11 protein-coding genes are annotated in these 9109 nt (G+C 66.6%); 5 read left to right on the top strand and 6 right to left on the bottom strand.

Going from position 1 to position 9109, the window contains the following annotated elements; all coding sequences use genetic code 11:
- Both ACFWPJ_RS02875 and ACFWPJ_RS02870 read right to left on the bottom strand, forming a co-directional pair.
- Positions 1-989: acyl-CoA dehydrogenase family protein (locus ACFWPJ_RS02875; protein ID WP_378846310.1), on the bottom strand; the 989-nt coding region annotated here is incomplete at its 3' end.
- Between the two features lie 7 nt (positions 990-996).
- Complete coding sequence (locus ACFWPJ_RS02870; protein ID WP_378846308.1) at positions 997-2496, bottom strand: CoA-acylating methylmalonate-semialdehyde dehydrogenase; 1500 nt, start codon at positions 2494-2496, stop codon at positions 997-999.
- A 188-nt stretch (positions 2497-2684) separates the two neighbouring features.
- On the opposite strand from ACFWPJ_RS02870, the gene ACFWPJ_RS02865 reads away from it, so the two are divergent.
- Complete coding sequence (locus ACFWPJ_RS02865) at positions 2685-3842, top strand: acyl-CoA dehydrogenase family protein (protein ID WP_378846307.1); 1158 nt, start codon at positions 2685-2687, stop codon at positions 3840-3842.
- A 72-nt stretch (positions 3843-3914) separates the two neighbouring features.
- On the opposite strand, the gene ACFWPJ_RS02860 is transcribed toward ACFWPJ_RS02865, so the two are convergent.
- Both ACFWPJ_RS02860 and ACFWPJ_RS02855 read right to left on the bottom strand, forming a co-directional pair.
- Entirely contained in the window at positions 3915-4916 is a 1002-nt protein-coding gene (locus ACFWPJ_RS02860) for a diiron oxygenase (protein ID WP_378846305.1), read from the bottom strand.
- Between the two features lie 114 nt (positions 4917-5030).
- Positions 5031-5726, bottom strand: coding sequence for a TetR/AcrR family transcriptional regulator (locus ACFWPJ_RS02855; protein WP_378846304.1), 696 nt, complete (start codon positions 5724-5726; stop codon positions 5031-5033).
- An 87-nt stretch (positions 5727-5813) separates the two neighbouring features.
- Between ACFWPJ_RS02855 and ACFWPJ_RS02850 the strand changes: the two genes are divergently transcribed.
- The gene (locus ACFWPJ_RS02850) at positions 5814-6140 is read left to right on the top strand and encodes a hypothetical protein (protein WP_378846302.1); all 327 of its coding nucleotides are present in this window, start codon (positions 5814-5816) and stop codon (positions 6138-6140) included.
- Positions 6137-6304: a hypothetical protein gene (locus ACFWPJ_RS02845; protein WP_378846301.1), complete on the top strand. Its 168-nt coding sequence runs from the start codon at positions 6137-6139 to the stop codon at positions 6302-6304. Before ACFWPJ_RS02850 ends, ACFWPJ_RS02845 begins: the two co-directional genes overlap by 4 nt.
- A gap of 12 nt (positions 6305-6316) precedes the next feature.
- Here the strand turns inward: ACFWPJ_RS02845 and ACFWPJ_RS02840 are convergent, their stop codons facing one another.
- Complete coding sequence (locus ACFWPJ_RS02840) at positions 6317-6946, bottom strand: LysE family translocator (protein WP_378846300.1); 630 nt, start codon at positions 6944-6946, stop codon at positions 6317-6319.
- 70 nt (positions 6947-7016) lie between these two features.
- On the opposite strand from ACFWPJ_RS02840, the gene ACFWPJ_RS02835 reads away from it, so the two are divergent.
- A complete protein-coding gene (locus ACFWPJ_RS02835) occupies positions 7017-7805 on the top strand; it encodes a GTP pyrophosphokinase family protein (protein WP_378846298.1) in 789 nt (262 codons plus the stop codon).
- A gap of 176 nt (positions 7806-7981) precedes the next feature.
- A complete protein-coding gene (locus ACFWPJ_RS02830) occupies positions 7982-8779 on the top strand; it encodes an SAM-dependent methyltransferase (RefSeq protein WP_378846295.1) in 798 nt (265 codons plus the stop codon).
- 10 nt (positions 8780-8789) lie between these two features.
- Here the strand turns inward: ACFWPJ_RS02830 and ACFWPJ_RS02825 are convergent, their stop codons facing one another.
- A complete protein-coding gene (locus ACFWPJ_RS02825; protein ID WP_378846292.1) occupies positions 8790-9044 on the bottom strand; it encodes a helix-turn-helix domain-containing protein in 255 nt (84 codons plus the stop codon).
- Between the last annotated feature and the right edge of the window lie 65 nt (positions 9045-9109).

The following is a 9109-nucleotide window of genomic DNA, read 5'->3' as shown; positions in this document are numbered from 1 at the left end:
TTGGCGACCTCGAAACCGAGGTGGGGGGCGAACCGTTGGGCCAGCGCGCACATTTCGACTTTGTCCCGCGCCCCGGCGTCGCGCGGGGCGGCGGCCCGCCACAGCAGGGTCCGCGCCGCTTCCAGCTCGGTGCGCATATCGGCCAGGTCGAACTGCAGGGCCTCGTTGCGCGCCAGCGGCTTGCCGAAGGCGTGCCGTTCGGCCAGATACGGCACGGTCTTGTCCAGCGCGGCCTGCGCGCCGCCGACCGAGCAGGCCGCGATATTGAGCCTGCCGCCGTTGAGCCCGTTCATCGCGATCGCGAAACCGTCGCCCTCGGCGCCGAGCCGGTTGGCCACCGGTACCCGGGCGTCCTCCAGGATCACCTGGCGTGTCGGCTGCGCGTTCCAGCCCATCTTGCGTTCGTTCGGTCCCACCGTCAGGCCGGGGGTGTCGGCCGGGACGATCAGCGCCGAGATCCCGCGCGAGCCCTCCTGACCGGTGCGCACCATCATCACGTACACGTCGTTGGCACCGGCACCGGAGATGAACTGCTTGGCGCCGGTGAGGAGGTAATCGTCACCGTCACGCACGGCCTTGGTGCTCAAGGCCGCCGCGTCGGATCCGACACCGGGCTCGGTGAGCGCGTAGCTGCCGAGCAGATCCATCGACGCCATCCCCGGCACCCAGCGCTGCCGCTGTTCCTCGGTGCCGTAGGCGTCGATCATCCAGGTCGCCATGTTGTGGATCGAGATGTAGGCCGCCACCGAGGGGCACCCGGTGGCCAGCTCCTCGAAAATCCGCACGGCGTCGAGCCTGCGCAGCTGCGAACCGCCGACGTCCTCGCGCACATAGATGCCGCCCAGGCCGACGGGTCCCGCCTTGCGGAGCACGTCGACCGGGAAGTGTTTGTGCTCATCCCATTCCAGCGCGTTCGGCGCCAGGAATTCGTCGGCGAACTGGCGCGCGGTCTCACCGATCGCGCGCTCGTCGTCGTTGAGAGTGAACACGGCCGCCTCAGTCCATCGTCGGGATGACGAAGGCGTTGGACTCCTTGAGTCCCGAGGGCCAGCGCTGGGTCACCGTCTTGGTCTTGGTGTAGAAGCGGATCGAGTCCGGGCCGTGCTGGTTGAGATCGCCGAAGCCCGAGCCCTTCCAGCCGCCGAAGGTGAAGTAGGCGATCGGCACCGGGATCGGCACGTTCACACCGACCATGCCGACCTGCACACGCGAGGAGAAGTCGCGGGCGGTGTCACCGTCGCGGGTGAAGATCGCCACGCCGTTGCCGTACTGATGGTCGTTCACCAGGCCGAGGGCTTCCTCGTAGTCGCCGGCGCGCACAACGGTGAGCACCGGGCCGAAGATCTCCTCCTGGTAGATCCGCATGTCGGCAGTGACCTTGTCGAACAGGCTCGCGCCGACGAAGAACCCCTCCTCGGCGCCCTCGACAACCAGCCCGCGACCATCGACAACCAGCTCGGCACCCTCGTCGACACCGATCTGGACGTAGCCGTTCACCCGGTCCACGCCGTCAGCACCGACCAGCGGCCCGAAATCGGCACCCGCGTCGTCTGAGCGACCCACATTGAGTTTGTAGACCTTCTCAGTCAGCTTCTGGACCAGCCTGTCGGCGGTCTCCTCCCCGACCGGCACGGCCACCGACAGCGCCATGCAGCGCTCGCCCGCCGAGCCGTACGCAGCGCCGATCAGCTGATCGGCGACATCGTCGAGGTCGGCATCCGGCATGACGATGGCGTGGTTCTTCGCGCCGCCGAAGCACTGGGCCCGCTTGCCGTTCGCGGTGGCGGTCTCGTAGATGTACTGCGCGATCGGGGTCGAGCCGACGAAGCCGACGGCCTTGATCCGCGGGTCGTGCAGGATCGTGTCGACGGCTTCCTTACCGCCGTTGACCACGTTGAACACCCCCGGCGGCAGACCCGCCTCGAGGAACAGCTCGGCCAGGCGCAGCGGCACCGACGGGTCGCGCTCGGACGGCTTGAGCACGAACGCGTTGCCACACGCCAGCGCCGGACCGGCCTTCCACAGCGGGATCATGGCCGGGAAGTTGAACGGGGTGATGCCGGCGACGACGCCGAGCGGCTGACGCATCGAGTACACGTCGATGCCGGTGCCCGCGCTCTCGGTGTACTCGCCCTTGAGCAGGTGCGGGATACCGACAGCGAACTCGATCACCTCGAGGCCGCGCTGGATGTCGCCCTTGGCGTCGGCGATGGTCTTGCCGTGCTCGGATGACAGCAACGCCGCCAGGCTGTCGATCTCGGCGTTGACCAGGGTCAGGAACTTCATCATGACCCTGGCCCGCTTCTGCGGGTTGAACGCCGCCCACACCGGCTGCGCGGCCGCCGCGTTGGCGATCACCGCCTCGACCTCGGCGGTACTCGCCAACGGAACCCTGGCCTGCACCTGCCCGGTGTTCGGATCGAATACCTCACCGAACGCGCCTGAAGCGCCCTTGACGTGCTGTCCGTCGATGAAGTGGGTGAGTTCGCGAACCATGCCAGTCCTTGTCGTGGGGTCGGTGCGCCGGAGCGCAGGTGAAAGGAGCTCCAATAGTTGGATGTCCAATCAATTGATACCATGGCAGCACTATTGGCGGTTTGTCAACATCTAACCGTCCTATTGACAGAATGCCAACAACTGCTCACTCTGGTGCGCAGTCCATCGACAACTGGGAGAGGAACCCGATGAGCACCGCCGATACCGACCGCGGCACCGACGCCGAGTCGGAGCTGCAAGGCTTGGCCGAACTGGCACGCAACTTCTTCGCGAACACCGTCGCGCCGCACCGCGAGGAGTTCGCCGCGCAGGGCTTCCCCAGCCGGGAGGTCTATCGCCAGGCCGGCGAGCTCGGCCTGCTGTGCATGTCGATCCCCGAGGAGTACGGCGGCGGTGGCGGCACCTTCGCCCACGAGGCCGTGCTGTTCAGCGAGCAGGTCAAGGGCGGCGATTCCGCCATGCAGCTCGGCGTGCATACCGGCATCGTGCCGCATTACATCCTGGCCTACGCCTCGGAGGAGAACAAGAAGCGCTGGCTGCCCAAACTCGCCTCGGGCGAGTGGATCGGCGCCATCGCCATGACCGAGCCCGGCACCGGCTCCGACCTGCAGAATATCGCCACCAAGGCGGTCAAGGACGGCGACGACTACCTGATCACCGGCGCCAAGACCTTCATCTCCAACGGGCGCAACTGCGACCTGCTGATCATCGCGGTCAAGACCGACCCGACCCTGGGCGCCAAGGGCGTGTCGCTGGTGGTCGCCGAGGTCGCCGACGACACCCCCGGATTCGAGCGCGGCAGGCTGCTGAAGAAGGTCGGACAGAAGGGCCAGGACACCACCGAGCTGTTCTTCGACGGCCTGCGAGTGCCGCAGGCGAACCTGCTCGGCGCCGAGGGCGAGGGCTTCGTCCAGCTCATGCAGCAGCTGCCCCAGGAGCGGCTGATCTGCGGTGTCGCGGCGGCCGCGGCGATCGAGACGGCCGTGGCCGAGACGCTGGCCTATGTCAAGCAGCGCAACGCGTTCGGTAAGCCTCTGTTCGCGTTGCAGAACACCCGGTTCGAGCTGGCCGAGTGCGCGACCATCGCCGAGGTGGTGCGAACCTTCGTCGACTCCGCCGTCGACAAGCACCTGCGTGGCGCGCTGGACGTCAAGACCGCGGCGATGGTCAAGTACTGGACCACCGATCAGCAGTCCCAGGTGATCGACCGCTGCGTCCAGCTGCACGGCGGCTACGGCTACATGGAGGAGTACCCGATCGCCCGGATGTGGACCGACGGTCGCATCTCCCGGATCTACGCCGGCGCCAACGAGGTCATGAAGGACCTCATCGCCCGCTTCCTCTGACGCGCGGCGCCCGCGCCTACTCGGTCACCTGGACGATAGGCGCGGGGAGGCGATTCCGTCCTGCGGTGCCGGTCAGCGCGTGCGGGAGCGGGTGGTGCGGGCGGGCTCGCTGCGATAGCGCGAGGCGTCGCCGTCGATGCGGCAGATCGTCCACAGCACGCGGGAGGCGGGGTTGAGCAGGCCGAGGTCGGTGGCGAGCATGCGGACGTCGGCGAAGCCGGCTCGCAGGCCGTCGCGGGCGTTCTCGCTCTTCCAGAAGACCTCGCGGACAACGTATCTGGGGATGTCGCAGTCGGTGTGGAAGCGGCGGGTCGGGACCGCGATGAGGTCGCAGATGATGCGCATGGTCGGCGCGAAGAGCAGCGACAGGACGAACTTGCGCAGGCGCCCCATCCGCGGGACCGCCTGCCGCAGGTATTCGTGGGCGAAGCTGATGTGGCGCGCTTCCTCGGCGACATGGATGGACATGACGCGCTCGAGCATCGGGTGGATGTCGTTTCCGGCGCGCAGGACATTCTTCTGGCCGTGGTCGATCGGTTCCTCACCGGCGAGGACCCTGGTGTAGAACCATTCGGGAAACGCCGTCGCCAGGAACGGAACCAGCGGCCCGACCACCCGCACCCAGCCCCGCATACCGGGCACGTCCATGCCGACGCGGTTGACCACCTCCTGAAACATCATGGTGTGGTTGCACTCTTCGATCGCCTCGTGCGTGCAGTACCGGAACTCCGGTGAGCCGTTGGGCAGGCTGAACACGTACTGCATCAATCCGCGAATGAGGATGTTCTCGAATTGCAGGCCGACCTTGGCGATGTTGGCCTGGCGCCACATGCCGATCTCGATCCGGCGATGCACGGGAAGCGCCTGGTACCAGGGATGGGCGCCGAACGGGTCGGCGGCAGGCAGAATCCATCGCTCGTCATCGGCGCGGACGGCGAAATCCGGTTCCTCCCAGGCGATGTCGAGGAAGGGATCGAACCGGCGATGCACCGATCCGTCCGACAAGGTCGCCAGGACCTCGACGTAGTCATCGTTGTCGCTGCCGGGTCGGTACGTCTGCGCGGTCGATGCCATCGCGATCTCCTGCCACATTATGGCGACACTGTGTCGCCATTCATGAACCGACGGTACAACCGAGGCCGGCGCGAGGACAAGAGATAATGCGACACAGTGTCGCCAAAGTTATGTTTACCCAGTTCGGGCCGACGCGAGGAGTTCATCCATCGGCAGGTCGACATCGAGAGAGACCCCCCGCATCCGGGCATGTCCCTCCAGCAAGATCACCAGCGATTCGGTCAGCATGCGGCTCACATCAGGGACGTCCCAGCCCTCGGGGCGCGTGCGCAGCCACCGGTTCACCGCGCCGTCGACCATCGCCACGATCGAGTAGACCCCCACCTCGATGCCGGGGTCGGACTGATCGAACAAGGCGGCAATGGGCAGCACCAGCGAGTAGATCTGTTGCGCGACAGCGTCTTTGGTAGACGACGCGACTGTCGAATCACCGGCGTCGGTGCCTGCTCCCTGTTCGACCCAATCGTGCAGCCGAGGATGCTCCGCCACGAGAACGACGTAGGTGTGCACCGCGCGGGACACGGCCTCGCGGATCGTATCGGCGGCATCGACGGTAGGCATGACCGACTCGAGATGCAGTTCGACGGCGTACTCGCGCGTCTTGGCGTCGAGGTCCTTGCGATCGGCGAAATGGCGATAGATCACCGAACGGCTGATACCGGCCCGCTCGGCGATCGCCTGGAAGGGCACCTCCGCCCCCGGCTCGGACTCCTCGATCAAGGCGATCAACGCGTCCATCACCACCCGTTGACGCTCGACGTTGCGATCACCCCAACGCCCCGCCTTGCTCTTGACCCTGCGCGCGACCATCCCCACAGCATTCCATCACCCGGCACAGGGGAATTCGTCCGTCTCGCGGCGAGTTAAAGGTTGTCGGTACCACCGTTACCAGATAACGTGGACGATGTCAGTGCACAATTGTTCACTCAACAGTTCAGCGGGGTGGCGGCGATGAGGTTGCTGGTGGCAGCGATGGTAGACGCCTTGGTCGAGAAGACCGCAGACGATCGGCAGGCGATCGGCGAGTTCGCGCGGGAAGTGCGGGCCACGGTGGTCGCTCGGCAGGGGAAGATCGGGCGGGTGGCGACCGCCTCTGGCCGCGAATTGATACGCGAAGGGCGTTCACTGGCCTTCGACATCGCCGATCTGGCGGATGCGGCCAGACGGGCGCGGACCGACAGGCTTCGGCAGGGCCCGCGCCGGTCCGCCGGGAGGAAGCGGTGATCGGCACGGTATTGGCGGTGATGGTCGGACTCTGCGTGCTCGCCGTGTGCTCGCTGCTGGCCGGATACGCCGTCGTGGTCGTCATCTACTGGCTCGAACTGCACCGGAGGCCGGTCTTCGCGGAGCGCGATGGCGTGGCGCGAACGGACGAGCGCGCCGGCTGATCGTCCGGTGCGTCAGGATTCCGTGGCGAGGCGTACACCGAACCCGACGAGCACCAGTCCGGTGACGGCATCGATGCGGCGACGGATGCGCGCGGTCTGCATCCATGTCGAGATCGAGCCCGACGCCACGACAAGCGCGGCGCAGTAGAGCGCGGTCAGGGCGATATAGACGGCGCCCAAGCCCAGTGTGGTCCACACCGCCGAGTAGCCGTCGGGAACGAACCCGGGCAGGAAACTGACGAACAGGACGCCGATCTTCGGATTCAGGATGTCGGTGAGAAAGCCCGCACCGAAACTGCCCACCCGATCCAGCGGTGCGGGGGAGGCAGCCGGTCCGCTCGTCACCACGTCGACGGGTTGCCGGAGAGCCTTCAGCGACTGCACACCGATCCACACCAGATAGCAGGCGCCGACGAGCTTCAACACGTCATACCCGATCTCGCTGGCCCGGAGCAGGGCGGACAACCCGAGCACCGCCGCGACGACCCAGACCGCCAGCCCACACAGCACACCCGCGGCGGTGCGAATCCCAGCGCTGCGACCGCCCCGGACGAGGCTGCGCACCACGACCAGCGTGTCCGGTCCCGGCAGCAGCACGAGCACGATCGCGGCGAGGGTGAACGACAGGACCGCGGCGAGCATCGGACCATCGTAGACGGGCTCTACCTGGTGCGGCGGCGGTGCTCGCGGCGGAACAGGCACAATGGACTCGATGAAACCTTGGCAACCGGATCAGCTCACCGCCGACGGCCCGCCCCACAACGGGGTGCGGGTCGGGATCGACGATCTCCGGGTGCTGCGGGAACAGTTCGTCGACTTCATGCTCGGCTACAAGTTCGCGATAGACGAGGTCACCACCAAGATCAACGTCTTGCGGGAGGACTTCAACAACGCGCACGAGTACAACCCCATCGAGCATGTGCGGTCGCGGCTGAAGTCGCCCGAGAGCGTGCTGGAGAAGGTCCGGCGCAAGAACTACGCGATGAATCTCGCCGCGATCCGGGAGAACGTGCTCGATATCGCCGGTGTCCGGGTGGTCTGCAGCTTCATCTCCGATATCGACACGATCAAGGCCATGCTGGTCGGCCAGGAAGACATCACGCTCCTGGAGGAGCGCGACTACATCACCAACCGCAAGCCGAACGGGTATCAGAGCCTGCACCTGATCGTGTCGATTCCGGTGTTCCGCTCCGATCGCACCGAACGGATCCCGGTCGAGATCCAGATCCGCACCATCGCGATGGACTTCTGGGCCAGCCTCGAGCACAAGATCTACTACAAGTACCGCGGCGAGGTCCCCCCGAACCTGCGCAGCGACCTCGCGCAGGCGGCCGAGGTGGCCACCCAGCTCGACGAGAAGATGGAAGCCCTGCACCGCCAGGTCGATCGCGGCCCGCAGACCAAGCGGGGCGCGGTCGATTCGCTCGACCTCAGTGTGCTGTACAACAGCCTCACCGCGGCCCATCCCGTTCACCTGAGTCCGGGCGATCTACCCACCTGACCAGGCCGGTAGAGACCGCGAATTCGCGAGCGTGCGGCTACCACTCGGCGACTGCCCGATCCACCACCCAGGGGTGGCGTGAATCTTGTACTGTCGCAACAGATCAGGTGCTGTCCCGCCGACGGTTCCTTCCCCGGGATGGGCACCGCTGTCACACTTGCAGAGGAGCGAGGCGCATGGCCGACGTGCACACCCCGGTGATCCGGACCGACATTCCGCATTCGGCGCGGATCTGGAATTACTGGATGGGTGGCAAGGACCACTACGAGATCGACAAGATCGCCGGTGACGCGGGCCTTGCCGTCGACCCGGACATCTCCACCATGGCCGTGCAGTCGCGGCAGTTCCTGATCAGGGCCGTCCGGTTCCTGGCGCGCGAGCGGGGCATCCGGCAGTTCCTCGACATCGGCACCGGGCTGCCGACGATGCAGAACACCCACGAGGTCGCCCAGGGCGTCACGCCCGATGCCCGCGTGGTGTACGTGGACAACGATCCACTGGTGCTCACCCATGCGCGGGCGCTGCTGACCAGCACCACCCCCGAGGGCGTCACCACCTACATCGACGCCGATTTCCACGATCCCGACCAGATCGTCGCCGACGCGCGCAACGTCCTGAACTTCAACGAGCCGATCGCGGTGATGTTCATGGGCGTGCTCGGTCACGCCAGGACCTACGACGACCTGCTGCGGATCGTCCGGACCGTGGTCGGGGCGGTGCCGTCGGGCAGCTACCTGATCATGTGGGACGGCACCGACGACAGCCAGGCCTACGTCACGTTGTGTGAGAACTACACCGGCACCGGCGGCACACCGTACATCCCGCGTCCGCAGGCCCAGATCCACGCCGTGTTCGACGGTTTGGAGCTGGTGGAGCCCGGCTTCACGTCGATCACCCAGTGGCAGGCGGAGGGGACAGAGGTGGGCGAGGTCCGCCCGATCTCGGCGTACGGCGCGGTCGCCCGCAAGCCCTGATCGGAAGTCGTCAGCGAGGTGGCGGCTGCTCGCGGTGCAGCAGCCACCACGCGACGACGAGATCGTCGGTGCGGTCGAGGTCGAGGCCGGTGAGCTCGGCGAAGCGGGTGAGCCGGTTGCGGACGGTATTGCGGTGCAGGTACAGCGCGGCCGCGGTGTCGTCGATGCGCCGGTCGCAGTCGAGATAGGTTTCGACGGTTCCGAGGATCTCCCGGGCCACCCCACCGTGGCGGCGGCCCCGCGAGAGGGTTGTATCACCGACCAACACCACCACCCCAAGCGCCCCCCCCACCCACCCGAGACCGCGCCGCGTACCCCGCTAGACACCAC

Source organism: Nocardia sp. NPDC058497 (assembly GCF_042720195.1).
Lineage (GTDB): Bacteria > Actinomycetota > Actinomycetes > Mycobacteriales > Mycobacteriaceae > Nocardia.
Note: the sequence above shows the minus strand (reverse complement) of the source record. Positions and strands in the feature narration are given on the sequence as shown.